We start from the raw sequence: 13,940 nt of genomic DNA, 5'->3' as shown, positions 1-13,940 counted from the left end.
AATCATTAAAAGTATTTAAACATGAAAAAGATATTAGGATTCACAATGCTAGCAGGAGTCATTGGGTTGACTTCTTGCAGTTCTAGAGAAGGAAATGTTCCTCAGAAAGTTTTGGAATCATTTAAATCTAAATTTCCCGGCTCAAAAATGGTGGAATGGGAAATGGAAGATGAAACTGAATGGGAAGCAGAGTTTGAATGGAAAGGAAAAGAATATTCTGCAAACTTCTCAACCGCTGGTGACTGGGTGGAGACAGAATATGAGATAGAGGAAAGTGAAGTTCCAACTTCTATTATAGATGTTCTGAACGCCAATTTTGAGCAATATGAAATAGAGGAAGTGGAAATTGCTGAAACAGTCAAAGGTCAGGTGTATGAATTTGAACTGGAGGTGGGTGAAGAGGAGCTTGAAGTAGCTGTCAATCTTAAAGGTGAAGTGACTAAAAAAGTAATAGAAGAACATGAGGAAAGCGACAAAGATTAACATTTGGTTGACCGTAGTTAGTTTAATGATCAGTAGCAGCCTGGCTGCCCAAAAATCTCCTGTTAGTGTTTCAGGGATTGTGAAAAGTAAATCAACCGGCGAGGTATTACCTTTTGTAACACTCCAGCTGATGTCTCAGGATTCCACTACCATCACGGGGACTATTTCCAATGATAAGGGACGTTTTACTTTGTCAGATGTCGAGCCGGGAGAGTATGTGTTGCAAGCCAGTTATGTTGGGTTTAAGACCTATCAATCCACACAGTTTATAGGGTCTGTATCGGCGTATCTTGACTTAGGAGCTATTCTATTGGAGGAAGATGTTACTCAGTTGGCTGAAGTGGTAGTGACTGGCGAGAAAGATGCTGTTTCCACCATCATGGACAAAAAGACTTACAATGTAGATCAGAACATCAGTCAAAGTGGAGGTAGTGTGTTGCAGTCCATGTCGAATCTTCCAGGAGTGACAACTCAGGATGGACAAGTGCAGCTGCGTGGCAATGAGCAGGTGATGGTTCTGATTGATGGTAAGCAAACAGCTATATCAGGATTTGGCAAGCAAAATGGTCTGGATAATTTGCCAGCTTCCGCCGTGGAAAAGATCGAAATCATCAACAATCCATCGGCTAAGTATGATGCGAATGGCAATGCGGGTATTATCAATATTGTGCTAAAAAAAGACGGTCAGGAAGGTCTGAATGGTAAAGTCGGTTTGTCTACAGGTCTTGGCGCATTATGGGTTAGAAAGGAGAATCTGCCGGGTATAAGGCCTCAATATGTGGCAACTCCTAAAGTGAATCCTTCAGTAGCACTGAACTACCGCAAAAAGAAAATCAATCTGTTTCTTCAAGCAGATAATTTGTACACAGAGACGTTGAACAAAAATGAATTCACCACCAGAACCTATGACGATGGTACGGTGATCAATCAGCAGATGAAGCGAAACCGAAATACGAATTTCTTTAATTCGAAAGCAGGTTTTGATTGGTTCATCAATGACCAAAATTCATTTACCGTGTCAGGCTTGTATGGCAATGAATCCATCAACGACTATGGTGATCAACCATTTTACAGCGGTAATTCGGGAGAACAATTGAGATTGTGGCAGTTTTTGGAAGATGAAGTGTTGACTGCAGTGATGGGAACTGCAGCATTCGAACATAAGTTTGATCAGCCCGGCCACAAATTAACTATTGGATTCAATTATACCTTCGATCGGGAGAATGAAAAGTATTTCTTCACGAACACTCGACCAGATTATAGTGCGAAAGAGGACTTTCATTTGATTGCGGATCAGAAGGTGGCAGACTTTACCATAGACTACACCAAGCCTATGAAACATGGTCTGTTGGAGACTGGGTTTAAGTTTAGAAAGCGTACCATTCCTACGAATATGCAATTCCATCCATCTGCCACTAATTCAGTGTTGGACACTGGAGCAGATGGTTTGGCTACTTATAAAGAGACCATTCCAGCAATGTATGGTAACTACACTTATGAGGTGCAGAAACTGGAGGCAGAGATTGGAATGCGGGTGGAACTGGTAGACTTGCAGTATCAAGTAGATCCCAATCACAACACCTATCTAAGCGATGGATATGATTACGTGCAGCCTTTTCCAAATGCTAGAATCACTTACAAGATCAATGCTCACAATAAGTTCTCAGCTTTTTATAATCGTAGGGTAGACCGGCCAGACGAAGGAGACATTCGAATCTTTCCAAAGTACGATGATGCCGAAATCATCAAGGTAGGTAATCCGGCATTGAACCCTCAGTTTACCAATAGCTTTGAAGTAGGCTATCGCAACGATTGGAGTAAAGGATATCTGTATAGTGCAGTTTATCATAAGGTTTCTGATGGATATATCACCAGAATAGCTGCTACGGTAGATGATACCAATTTAATTTATAACGTCTCACAAAACGCTGGATTGAGTTACAATACCGGACTTGAAATAGTGTGGACTCAGGATGTTTCTGATCATGTTTCTTTTGACTTGAATTTGAATGGTTATAGAAATCAGATTGACGCTTTTACGGCAGTTAGTTTATATCCAGTGATCAACACGTTTGTTTCAGATAAGCAGGAAATCTATTCAGGTAATGTGAAGATCAATTCCAATTTGAAATGGGCAAATGGTTTGACCGCACAGCTTACAGCTATTTACCTGGCTCCGGACATCATTCCTCAGGGTACAATTGATTCCAGATTTTCGCTGAATGCAGGAGTGAAAAAGTCCCTGCAAAAAGGAAAGGGTGAGCTCTATTTCAATGCAACTGATTTGCTGAATACGATGGTGATTAGAAAAACAATTACCGGCAATAATTTCACCTATTCCAGTCGAGATTATTACGAGACCCAGACTTTGAGAGTAGGTTATAATTATAAATTTTAGTTAATCCTTTTTAATTGACTTTGAGCATGCTCGCTATGTGGGTAGAGCGTTGCATTGAGCTCAAATAGCTTTTTTGCTTGGTCTTTATTCCCCATACGCAAACTATAATTAGCTACCCAGTCGATCAGGCTTTCCGTTGGGATGAACTGGTATCCCAGGTTCTCAGATACTTGTTCGTAATTATCAATAATTAACTGAGGGTCCTCAGCTACCATTTTGATTTCGCTTTGAAAGCCTTCAAAAATGAACCGTAAGCCGTCATATTCAGCTATTAAAGGAATGGTACCGTGATCTTCATTCGTGTAAAACTTGTATTGCCACTTTAGTCCATTGTTTACTTTTTTTAACTCGTTTTTAAAAGCAGAAAGAGCTCGCTCATGTTCGGTAGTGGTGTCCATTGGGATAGGAATGAAATTAGCTTGTGCCAGATATAACCTTCGGCCAGATAAGTCCATGCTGTCGAGTTCTTTTCGAGCTTTCTTTAGCAGATAGTTGTCATCCCACCATACACTTGGATCAATTGCTATATAGGCATTGAAAAGTTCGGGTTTGGAAAGTAACGTATAGATGGTGGTCAGGCCACCGAAAGAGTGACCTGCCAATAGCTTGTAGTCGTTGGTTCTATAATTGGAGCTGATCTCCGTCATCAACTCTTCTTCTATAAATTGAAGAAAACTAGCGCCTCCACCACTTGTAGGAAATGCATGGCGTGGGCCAATGTCTGGTCTATTGTGATGTGTAGGTGTGAGGTCTCTAGGTCTATCCGTGTTGAGAATCCCTACAATGATCATCTCGGGGAGAGAGGTGTATGGTCCGCTGCTCAGAAAATTTTGAATGCCAGACAAAGAGTGAAAGTGTCTATCTCCGTCCAATACATATAAAACAGGGTAGTTATAAGGTGCGTAGGTGGTGTCATAATAGTCTTCAGGTAAATAGACCCAGTATTCCCGTTCTTCATTGAGAATGGCTGATTTGAGTTTATGTTTAGAGCCAATTGTGAACAGTTGTGAACCAGTGTCCTGCTTTTCTGCAGGTTGTTCTTGCGGGGTACAATTGGTCAATAGCTGCAAGATGAATAAAAAGAATATCCAGTTAGTGTTCCACATACTTGGGTTTGATTGTTGGTTTAGTCGCAATCTTAGGGCGATTCACAGATTTGTTGGAAGTGGATGATGGTTTAGGTGACTTTTGAGTTGAAGGTTTCTTCTTTTTTCGTCGACCCCACCAGATAATAAAGCCGGTAATTGGTAAGCTGGTGCTCACTATTCCTGCCAGGAAAGTGGATAATTTGCCTATTTGGCCCCACCACTGTCCCAGATGTAGCTGCCATATCACGTTTTCGGTGGCTTCATGCTGGAGGTGCTTTTCGTCGAGGAGGATCTTTTCACCGGTATACCTGTCATAAATATCAAGGTCAGCATTTTCAATACTTTTAAGTCCCACATGCCCTGATCTAAAGGCAAATACTCCCATTTTTTGCGCATCGAAGTTCCAGATACTCACTTCTTCTTTATCCTGGTATTCGGATTCCAATACCTGGTATGCAAAAGGAACCATGTCCAAAGACGTCTTAGTGGTGTCCATTTTCGGTAATAATTCTCGAATATCGGCTGTATCTCCTCCTGTAAGCTTGACAGTCAAATCCATAAAACCGTGGAAAAAAATTATGAGGCCAGTGACTCCAAGAATTACAGAAATTACGAGTGAATAGAATCCATATACGTTGTGCAAGTCATAGTTTAACCGCTTGAATTTAGCTTTCCACCGCACTGTAAAGCTGTCTTTGAAGGTCTTTTTATTCCATTTTTTAGGATACCAGAGAATAAGGCCAGTAATGCAGCTAATCACAAAGATGATGGTAGATATAGCAACTACCCAGTGCCCAATTTCACCAGCTAAAAAAGATGCGTGCAAATGAGCCGTCACGAAGAAAAAGTAGATGGTATCATCTTTTTTCAATACTTCTCCAGTGTAAGGGTTCATATAGATCATGGATAGTCTGCGTTCCTGTCTATTGAATGCTCGTAACCGTATGCTGCGAGTTGGGTCTTTGAAAAATACGAATTCAGATACCGCATATCCGGGATAGGCTTCTTCTAGATTGATCATGATCTTCTCTGCTGAAATCCTTTCGTCTCCAGGTGCTACATACTTAGCATCTCCAGCTGTCAAGTCCATGATTTCATCACCGTAAACAATTATGGTACCAGTAATACAAACAAATACGACCACTACACCTGCTACAATACTTGGCCATAAATGAAGCCAGGCATTGAGGCGATTAAAGAGTGATTTGTTTTTGGTTTTTTTCATGATGTTTTGATGAAGTAATGATTTTCTGGTATTGTCTGAAGCATTAGCGATGGTCTTAGTATGAAAGTGTAGTTCTGTTATACATTGAGGTGACTTTGTTGATTGGCGTAAAACGGAACTATTAGCTTCAGACTTAGTTGTTTAGCGCTAAAAATATATGGCAAATCTACGTCTATGGTATCCAGAGACACAATTGCCAATAGTAGTGAATGTCATCTCGCTAGTGTTAGTTACGTGCCTAGCTACAGCTAGTCATTTTTCTGTTTTAGTCTGGTAAATGCTCCTTTCAGCGTTTTTTCCTGAATACTTTCGCGACATTATTTAGACTGATTATAAATAATGCGATTCACATTTCTCTTCACATGTTTTCTATTGATGGCTGTCATAGTTTGTGGTCAGACTACTCAAGTGATAGGGTTGGTCACTGATCTCAATGGCGAGCCAGTGGTTGGTGCAATTGTTTTGGAGAAGACCACAACGAATGCGACCTATACAGGTGGAGAAGGACGTTTCGAGCTTCAAGTCCAAGAGCTAAATGCTGTTTTAGTTTTCTCGATGCTTGGTTTTATCAGTCAGGAAATTTCATTGGCTGATTATTCAGCTGAGAATTTACAAATTCAACTAAAAGAAGATCCCAAAACCCTCGACGAGGTAATGGTTCTGGGTAAGTCTGAAGTAAGAGAAATTGAGGAATCTGGCTTTAATGTGGTGGCCATTGATGCCCGCCCGTACCATAATGCTTCCATTAATTTGTCCCAGGTTTTGGACCGAACACCAGGAGTGAAGATTCAGCAAGAGGGAGGGTTAGGATCTCAATCAAATGTCACAATTAATGGACTCAGTGGAAGACATGTTCGGTTTTTTATAGATGGGATGCCTATGGATGCCATGAGTTCTGCATTCCAAATCAACAATCTTCCGGTGAATCTGGCTGAGCGTATAGAAGTGTACAAAGGGGTGGTTCCTGTCAATTTTGGTTCGGATGCGTTGGGTGGAGCGGTAAACATTGTGACCAAAAAAACGCCAGGTAAATACATAGATGCTTCATATTCTTTTGGATCATTCAACACGCACATGACGTTTGTGAATGCTGGAGTCACTACCAAAAGTGGTTTTACAGCTCAAATAAGTGCATATCAGAATTACTCAGATAATAACTATTTCGTTGATGTCAAGATTAAGGATTTTGAGACCAACCTTTTGTCAAAGGATCTTCAGCGAGTAAGACGCTTTCATGACGTATATTACAATGAAACAATTATTGCAAAAATCGGGGTGGTCAACAAGTCCTTTGTGGATCAACTGCTTTTTGGGATCACTTTAGGCCAGGAATATGATGAAATTCAACATCCTGCCTATCTCAACCTGGCTTTTGGGGAGAAATATCAGACATCAGAAACCATCATGCCATCTTTTTTATTCGCTAAAAGCAATTTGTTGCTAAACGGCCTCAATTTTAGTGTTGCAGCAAACTATAATTTGGGAGGAGGCAATAATTATGACGTATCGGACAAGGAGTATAATTGGTTAGGAGAGTCAAAGCTCTCTAATTCTCCGGGGGAGATTCAGTATTCAGATTACGAATACAAAAACAATAATGGAACCATCAATGCCAATTTGAACTATGCCGTCAGCAAGGATCACAAAATCACGCTAAACAATGTCTCCAATTTTTTCGCACGTCACGGTGATGAGAAAAAGGCGGTAGATGATTACATCAACCAGAAACCACGTGTCAACAATAGAAATATACTCGGAGCAAGCTTTAATAGCGATTGGACAGAGAGTTTTAGTACATCAGTTTTTGGGAAGATTTACTCTTATTATGCTTCTACCTACTTGGATTTATCCAACACCCACATCAGTAATTTTGAAACCGTAACTAAAAGCGGTACGAAATATGGCTATGGCGCCGCTGCTTCATATTTTTTTACGAAGAACCTTCAGGTAAAGGCTAATTATGAATTAACTGCGAGACTGCCAGAAAGTGCTGAGCTTTTTGGAGAAGTGTTTGGCTTTTATGTCGCCAATTTTGATCTGAATCCTGAGCAAAGTAGAAATGTAAACCTGGGGACAAATTATACCTACGCTATCAATAGGTATCACGTGCTTAATGTGGATTTTAATTTCTTTCACAGAAGTACTTCAGATTTTATCAGAAGAAATATCAATTACTCTCAAGGAGAAGGGACCTATGAGAATACTCAGTTGGTGAAGTCTACAGGATTTGATACGGAGATACGCTACTCATTTAAAGATCAGTTTTCCTGTGGTGCTAATCTTTCCTTTCAGGATCCTGTGAACAAAACCGAAGGGAGTACCTATTATGATGCGGTTATGCCAAATCTAGCCAACGTATTTGGTAATGCCGATGCGACCTACATTTTGCACAATTTATGGTTGCCAGATAGTCGGTTGGGTTTTGGATATAACCTCCAATTCATTCGCAAGTTCCTGTATGATTATTCTACCTATGAAGCGGCAAACAGGCTAGAAGTTCCTACTCAGTGGAATCATTCCATTTACGCGACATATACCTGGAAAAATGGCAGATACAATGCAGCTGTAGACTGTAAAAATATTTTTGATGCTGACCTGTATGACAACTATAGTCTACAGAAACCTGGTAGGAGCTTTTCTATCAAAGTCAGGTATTTTTTTAACCAGATATAACCATATCTAATTTTATGAAAACTAATATTCTAATAAGACGAGTCATGGCAGTGATGTTGTTTGCAGCGATGACAACATTTGTTGCTTGTAATGACGATGAGCCATCATGTGATGAACTTACATGGTATGAAGATGCAGATAACGATTGGTTGGGAAATCCTGACTCTTTCGTGGAAGCTTGCGAACAACCTGAAGGGTATGTGTCCAACAGCGATGATACTGATGATACAGTTCCTTTCTGTGAGGTTCTTACCTGGTTTGAAGATAACGATGGTGATGGACTTGGAAACCCGGAAGTGATAGAAGAGGCGTGCGAGCAACCAGATGGTTATGTCGCAAACAGTGATGATAACGATGACAGAAGACTGAAATATGTGGTTGCAGCTTCCTCAGGAGATAATGATTATCTGGTATTGGGAGGCGGGATTTCTTCCGAGACTACTTTTGATGCGACAGCATCGTCAGCGGTGCAGTCACCAGGTAGTAGAACGTGGACATTTTATGGGCAGGAAGTAGTCTACGGTTTCTTATACAATCAGGCAGATGCTGGAACAACTGCTTCTTATGTTTTGTCAGAAGATGGAGAAGTGATTCAGCGTAATGAGTTAGGTCTAGATGTGTCTATCCAAACGAGAGGCGAAGTGAACGGCAGTTTGATTTTAGCCTATTCGGACAGATTACGAGATCCAGACGTAGCCCAACAAGGGTACTTCTATCAAGTAGATCCCGAGACAGACGCTTCTACTTTATACAATGTGGTAACAGATGACCTTCTGGAAGAAGGTGAGGTTGCTTATTTTACTGATATCGCAGAGTACGAAGGTAAGTTGATTGCTGGAGCAAGAAGTATTTCTTCAAGTAGTTTCTCTTCAGCTCATTATAACAACACCTATGTAGTGGTATTTAATGAAGACTTTACAGTGGATCAAGTGATCAAAGATTCAGGAAGAACGGGTTTTGTAGCAGGACAGAAATACTCTCAAGGGGAAACTGGCTTAGAAGTAGTAGAAAGTGGAGACCTATACGTATTTTCTTCTGGTCAAACTAATTATGCAGATGCAGAGTCAACGACTATTCCTTCTGGAGTACTAAAAATCAATCAGGGTGACTTTTCTTTTGATCAGGATTACTTCTTTGATATATCAGCTGCCTCTGGTGGTTACAACTTGTTTAGAGCGTATTATATGGGAGGTACTACGTTCGTTTTAAGCATGTATCCAGGAACTAACGCCAATGCCACCTTTGGGATTGATGCAGATAGATTTGCTGTGGTTGATGTAGCTTCTGAATCTTTTAGCTGGGTGACAGGACTTCCTTCTGCAGCTGGTTTAGAAGAAGATCCGTTCTTGGTAGGAACTCCTTATATAGATATGGAAAACAATCAATTGGTGGTTCCAATCACTACATCTGAAAACACTCACTATTTATACACCATTGATCCATCTGCTTCTTCTGCGTCAGAATTGTCTCGGGTTACTGCGGAGGGAGTGAAGGCTATAGGAGTGCTTAGGTACTAAAAAGTAAGTTTCGATTGTTTTATTAGGCTTTGGACGTCGTGTCTAGAGCCTTTTTTGTTTGTGTTTTATCGTTTATAGCTAACTCTAGCCATTGGATTTCACTACCAATAGGTATTGTAGGGTTAGCTGGCATATTGTTTCTTTGCTATAGTTTAGAATGATTCTAAATAATAAGGCTATCAATTGGACATGCTTGATAGCGCTTTAATTAAACCAATAAAGACCTCTTAAGCCGTGTTGCTGCACGGTTTAATGAGGCACCATTTTTTAGATATGGATATCAACGATTTTGATCAGGTCTTGATTGAATTGACTAAAAAGATAAAGAGTCAACCCTCCGAAAAGCACAGAATAATTATGCGTGCTATCAAAGAATCTGAGTGTCCTTACATCAAACGCAAGCTAAAGGAAGCATTTCCGTATGGGAAGTAGCTTCCTCTTGTTTTGTTCTTTACTCCACCGTCACAGATTTGGCCAGATTCCTTGGCTGATCCACATTAGCTCCTCGCATCACAGCGATATGATAGGAGAGTAGCTGTAAAGGAATCACAGATACTAATGGCATCAGAGCTTCATGCGTAGAAGGCACTTCTATCGTGAAGTCTGCCATCTTAGGAATCAATACATCACCTTCCGTTACTACAGCAATTACTTTACCTTTTCTGGACTTAACCTCTTGAATGTTGGAGACAATCTTGTCATATGAGCTATCTCTGGTGGCGATAAATACCACAGGCATATTCTCATCGATCAAGGCAATTGGTCCGTGCTTCATTTCCGCTGCAGGGTAGCCTTCAGCGTGGATGTAGGAAATTTCTTTAAGTTTCAGGGCTCCTTCTAGTGCTACAGGGAAGTTATACCCTCTGCCAAGATACAAGAAGTTCTTAGCATCCTTAAAGAGGGCAGAGATCTCTCTTACCGTTTTGTCAGTTTCTAGCGCTTTGGCAACTTTTCCAGGAATGTTCTCCAGGTCAACCAACAACTCTCTGTATTTAGAGTCTGAGATCGTTCCTTTTTTGGACGCAATTCTCAGGGCTATCATCGTTAAAACTGTCAGCTGAGCCGTGAATGCTTTTGTAGAAGCAACCCCAATCTCAGGACCAGCATGCAGATAAGCTCCTTCATGAGTAACTCTGGAAATAGACGAGCCAACGGTGTTTACTACACCAAAAACGAACGCACCTTTTGACTTAGCCAGCTCAATGGCAGCTAGTGTGTCTGCGGTTTCTCCTGATTGAGAAATCGCAAAAAGGATATCGCCTTCATTGATGATCGGGTTTCTGTATCGGAATTCAGAAGCGTATTCTACCTCTACAGGAATTCTACATAGATCTTCAAAGATATATTCAGCAACCAATCCGGCATGCCATGAAGTGCCACAGGCCACTATGGTGATTTTCTTAGCATTAGTGATCATTTCCGCATATTCACGGATACCACCAAGTGTTAATAATCCTTCATTGGCATTTAATCTTCCACGCATGCAGTCAGCAATGGAATTTGGCTGCTCCATGATTTCTTTCAGCATGAAGTGATCATAACCACTTTTTTCGATTGCTTCAAGTTTCAGGTCTAGTTTGTGGATTTCTGCTTCTTGAGGCACATCCTTGGTGTCAACTATTTCCAGGTTCTCTCTGGAAATGATTGCTATTTGCTCATCATTTAAATAAACAACCTCATTGGTATATTCAACAATTGGAGTGGCATCTGAAGCGATGTAATACTCACCTTGTCCAAGACCAATGACCATTGGACTACCTTTTCTGGCGGCAATCAATTTGTCTGGTTCTTCAACAGACATGATTACGATGGCATAAGCTCCAACCACTTTGGTAAGTGCTACTCGAACTGCATCCTCCAGGTTCAGATCAAGTGACTTTTTGATGTCTTCAATGAATGTGATGAAAACCTCCGTGTCTGTGTCACTTCTAAACTCATAGCCCTTTTCGGTAAGTTCAGTCTTCAAGGCGCCATAATTCTCAATAATCCCATTATGAATAATGGCCAATTTTTGATCATGGCTGTAGTGAGGGTGAGCATTTCGGTCGTTGGGCTCTCCATGAGTTGCCCAACGCGTATGCCCGATTCCGATTGTTCCCTTAAAGGAGTTCGTTTCAGTGAATTTTTCTAATTCAGAAACTTTTCCTTTCTTTTTAAAAATATCAAGGTCGCTAGATTCAATTAGTGCTACGCCTGCACTGTCATATCCTCGGTACTCTAATCGTTTTAGACCTTTAATGAGTATAGGAAATGCGGGCTTATGCCCGATGTATCCTACTATTCCACACATAGATTTTTATTCTGTTAAGGATGTATAGTACAAGGTAAGTTTAACCTCTGAATTAATCAATGCCGTTTGATTTAATGTTGAGGAGCGAGGGCTCACCAAGACAAATTCTTTCGTTATAAATTCCTTATCATTTTCATGATTATCGAATAGTAATTGGGTGAACAACGCCATGTTTGCTCGGTATAAATTAGTTGAATCCAATGTAATATTGAGCAATGCAGGTTGAGCAGAGAAGTAAGACTCATCTCGCAATATGGCATTTCTTGAAGCTGCTGGATTAGGACTCCCGTTTTGATCTTGGGCTTGTCCTCCAGGGCCATTAATTCTTCCATCACCTAACACAAAGAATCCGTTAAATGCCTGGATATTTGATGTGAAGTTTTGGTTAGGGTCGGTTGCCTGCAATTGTATTCTTGAACTATTGACCGTAACTAATTTTTGATCTTCGATAAAATCAAGTAAAGGTTGTAAACTCACTTTCGTATAAACTCCAGCCATTACGTCACTGTAGGAGTAGGTATCGGTACTTGCGTTTTCCTGGTAATCTTCTGTTAAGTTTTGCAACTCACTTCCTGTCTTATCTCGCTCAAGATTGCTGAAATGTCTTCTAAATTTATACTTGTAGGTGTAAACAGTGTCCTTGGCATCATTTTCCATTTCAAAATAAATACCTGTATACTCACTGGTTACATCAAAATTGTAAAGACCCTGATTGTTTTCTCCTGGTACAAATACTAGTGGTTTTCTAAAGAAATAGTTTCTTCTTAAAGAATCTAATGTTTCTCCGGATCCATCAATTGCAGCTCTGTAAAGTTGATTGTAATATTTTAGAGCCAGTTCATCAGACAGATCCACAGTGATGATACTATCAGGTCTGGTACCCGTTGGGTCAAAATCAAATGTGTGCGAAAGAATTGGCTCCGAATTATATGGAATGGAATTTCTGGATAAATAGACAGCTGATGTGAAAAGAGAATCCTCGGCTTCATGAATGTGAAGTTCTTCGCCAACCAGTTCGGAATTCATCCTGTTTTCACTTACAGCAAGTTTCATATAAGCTCTCAAAAACGTGTCTGTTGTGTCCGGTAGGTGGCCACCGTCAATACCGATCAGATTATAAGCAGTTGCTCTTACCTTACCGGTAACAGGGTCTGTGTATTGGCCGAAAGTAGAGAAATTTGAATACCCTGAAATAAGACTGTCTATGTAAATCGTGCTTACAGGTAAGGAGAATTCGGCTTTTTGAACATTAAATCGATCATCTGTGTCTGGAACTTCCAGACCGAGCTGTGAGGGGTCATCACAGGCAAAAAAAAACGGGATTAGCAACAAAGCTAATCCCGACTTGTATAAGCAAGTTAGTTTATCCAACAAGGTCATTGTAAAGGTTAAAGTAAGATTCTTCGAAATTCTCATCTTTTTCAGAAATATCGACACGCTTATCATTCATGTCGTCCATCAACTTATCGAAACTTTCGGATGACTCTTCATTTGCATTAATCACTGCGTCAGCATATTCTAATCCCATTTTCACAAAACCTTCGTAATCTCCGGTTTTCAATGGTCCTAGCATACTGTCGTCAATGTCAATCATTTTCACTTTTTCAAGTAAGTCTTCGCCGAATTTGTGCGTAAACTTATTATTATAAATTGTGAATACAGTCTTAGAATCCTTAAAAATTGGATCGTTCTTGTATGTTGATTTCACATAAAGTGGAATCAAGCTTGTCATCCAATCATTACAGTGAATAATGTCCGGAGACCATCCAAGTTTCTTTACAGTTTCTAAAACGCCTTTACAGAAAAATATTGCACGCTCATCGTTATCTTCATAGAAGTTGTCTTCTTTATCAAAGAATACTGACTTTCTATGGAAGTAATCTTCATTGTCAATGAAGTATACCTGAAGCTTAGCATTTGGAATAGATGCTACTTTGATAATTAAAGGCTTCTCCTCATCACCAACAGAGATGTTGATACCAGATAATCTTACAACTTCGTGTAGTCTATTTTTTCGCTCGTTAATCAACCCAAATCTGGGTACTAAAATCCTGATTTCCATCCCCCTCTCTTGCATTGCTTGTGGAAGTCTTCTGACAAAATCAGCGACCTCAGAAGTTTTCAAGAAAGGGTTAATCTCACTTGCAACATAAAGGATTCTTAAATTCGACATAGATATGCTATTTTATTGAGGATTGACTAAAATGACCCCAAAATTACGATATTTTTGCCATATAATCAACGTTTTCAGTAAGTTACGCAACAT

9 protein-coding genes are annotated in these 13,940 nt (G+C 40.2%); 4 read left to right on the top strand and 5 right to left on the bottom strand.

Going from position 1 to position 13,940, the window contains the following annotated elements:
* Nucleotides 1-21 precede the first annotated feature (21 nt).
* Together NXS00_RS19530 and NXS00_RS19525 are read left to right on the top strand one after the other, a co-directional pair.
* Nucleotides 22-483: a PepSY-like domain-containing protein gene (locus NXS00_RS19530; protein ID WP_258100952.1), complete on the top strand. Its 462-nt coding sequence runs from the start codon at nucleotides 22-24 to the stop codon at nucleotides 481-483.
* Nucleotides 461-2,881 carry a TonB-dependent receptor gene (locus NXS00_RS19525; RefSeq protein ID WP_258100951.1) on the top strand — a complete coding sequence of 807 codons (2,421 nt, stop codon included), beginning with the start codon at nucleotides 461-463 and terminating at the stop codon, nucleotides 2,879-2,881. The genes NXS00_RS19530 and NXS00_RS19525 overlap by 23 nt, the downstream gene beginning before the upstream one ends.
* Here NXS00_RS19525 and NXS00_RS19520 read toward each other — a convergent pair.
* Both NXS00_RS19520 and NXS00_RS19515 read right to left on the bottom strand, forming a co-directional pair.
* The gene (locus NXS00_RS19520; protein ID WP_258100950.1) at nucleotides 2,878-3,987 is read right to left on the bottom strand and encodes an alpha/beta hydrolase; all 1,110 of its coding nucleotides are present in this window, start codon (nucleotides 3,985-3,987) and stop codon (nucleotides 2,878-2,880) included. The genes NXS00_RS19525 and NXS00_RS19520 overlap by 4 nt on opposite strands.
* Nucleotides 3,974-5,194, bottom strand: coding sequence for a PepSY-associated TM helix domain-containing protein (locus NXS00_RS19515; protein ID WP_258100949.1), 1,221 nt, complete (start codon nucleotides 5,192-5,194; stop codon nucleotides 3,974-3,976). Before NXS00_RS19515 ends, NXS00_RS19520 begins: the two co-directional genes overlap by 14 nt.
* Nucleotides 5,195-5,569: 375 nt before the next feature.
* Here NXS00_RS19515 and NXS00_RS19510 point away from each other — a divergent pair, with 375 nt between their 5' ends.
* The gene (locus NXS00_RS19510) at nucleotides 5,570-7,867 is read left to right on the top strand and encodes a TonB-dependent receptor plug domain-containing protein (RefSeq protein WP_258100948.1); all 2,298 of its coding nucleotides are present in this window, start codon (nucleotides 5,570-5,572) and stop codon (nucleotides 7,865-7,867) included.
* Between the two features lie 14 nt (nucleotides 7,868-7,881).
* Complete coding sequence (locus tag NXS00_RS19505; protein ID WP_258100947.1) at nucleotides 7,882-9,384, top strand: DUF4374 domain-containing protein; 1,503 nt, start codon at nucleotides 7,882-7,884, stop codon at nucleotides 9,382-9,384.
* 451 nt (nucleotides 9,385-9,835) lie between these two features.
* Here the strand turns inward: NXS00_RS19505 and glmS are convergent, their stop codons facing one another.
* From glmS to NXS00_RS19490, 3 genes are read right to left on the bottom strand one after another with little or no spacing between them, the layout of a single operon-like run.
* Nucleotides 9,836-11,674 carry a glutamine--fructose-6-phosphate transaminase (isomerizing) gene (gene glmS, locus NXS00_RS19500; protein ID WP_258100946.1) on the bottom strand — a complete coding sequence of 613 codons (1,839 nt, stop codon included), beginning with the start codon at nucleotides 11,672-11,674 and terminating at the stop codon, nucleotides 9,836-9,838.
* 6 nt (nucleotides 11,675-11,680) lie between these two features.
* Nucleotides 11,681-13,045: a DUF4270 domain-containing protein gene (locus NXS00_RS19495; protein ID WP_258100945.1), complete on the bottom strand. Its 1,365-nt coding sequence runs from the start codon at nucleotides 13,043-13,045 to the stop codon at nucleotides 11,681-11,683.
* Complete coding sequence (locus NXS00_RS19490) at nucleotides 13,038-13,847, bottom strand: glycogen/starch synthase (protein ID WP_258100944.1); 810 nt, start codon at nucleotides 13,845-13,847, stop codon at nucleotides 13,038-13,040. The genes NXS00_RS19495 and NXS00_RS19490 overlap by 8 nt, the downstream gene beginning before the upstream one ends.
* Between the last annotated feature and the right edge of the window lie 93 nt (nucleotides 13,848-13,940).

Origin of the sequence: Marinoscillum pacificum, from assembly GCF_024714495.1 — a bacterium.
Lineage (GTDB): Bacteria > Bacteroidota > Bacteroidia > Cytophagales > Cyclobacteriaceae > Marinoscillum > Marinoscillum pacificum.
Note: the sequence above shows the minus strand (reverse complement) of the source record. Positions and strands in the feature narration are given on the sequence as shown.

Bases quoted from the DNA above. Each gene is read 5' to 3' on its own strand.
- NXS00_RS19510 (WP_258100948.1), top strand. From the start codon at position 5,570: ATGGCTGTCATAGTTTGTGGTCAGACTACTCAAGTGATAGGGTTGGTC.
- NXS00_RS19520 (WP_258100950.1), bottom strand. From the start codon at position 3,987: ATGTGGAACACTAACTGGATATTCTTTTTATTCATCTTGCAGCTATTG.
- NXS00_RS19525 (WP_258100951.1), top strand. From the start codon at position 461: ATGAGGAAAGCGACAAAGATTAACATTTGGTTGACCGTAGTTAGTTTA.
- NXS00_RS19530 (WP_258100952.1), top strand. From the start codon at position 22: ATGAAAAAGATATTAGGATTCACAATGCTAGCAGGAGTCATTGGGTTG.
- glmS (WP_258100946.1), bottom strand. From the start codon at position 11,674: ATGTGTGGAATAGTAGGATACATCGGGCATAAGCCCGCATTTCCTATA.
- NXS00_RS19490 (WP_258100944.1), bottom strand. From the start codon at position 13,847: ATGTCGAATTTAAGAATCCTTTATGTTGCAAGTGAGATTAACCCTTTC.
- NXS00_RS19505 (WP_258100947.1), top strand. From the start codon at position 7,882: ATGAAAACTAATATTCTAATAAGACGAGTCATGGCAGTGATGTTGTTT.
- NXS00_RS19515 (WP_258100949.1), bottom strand. From the start codon at position 5,194: ATGAAAAAAACCAAAAACAAATCACTCTTTAATCGCCTCAATGCCTGG.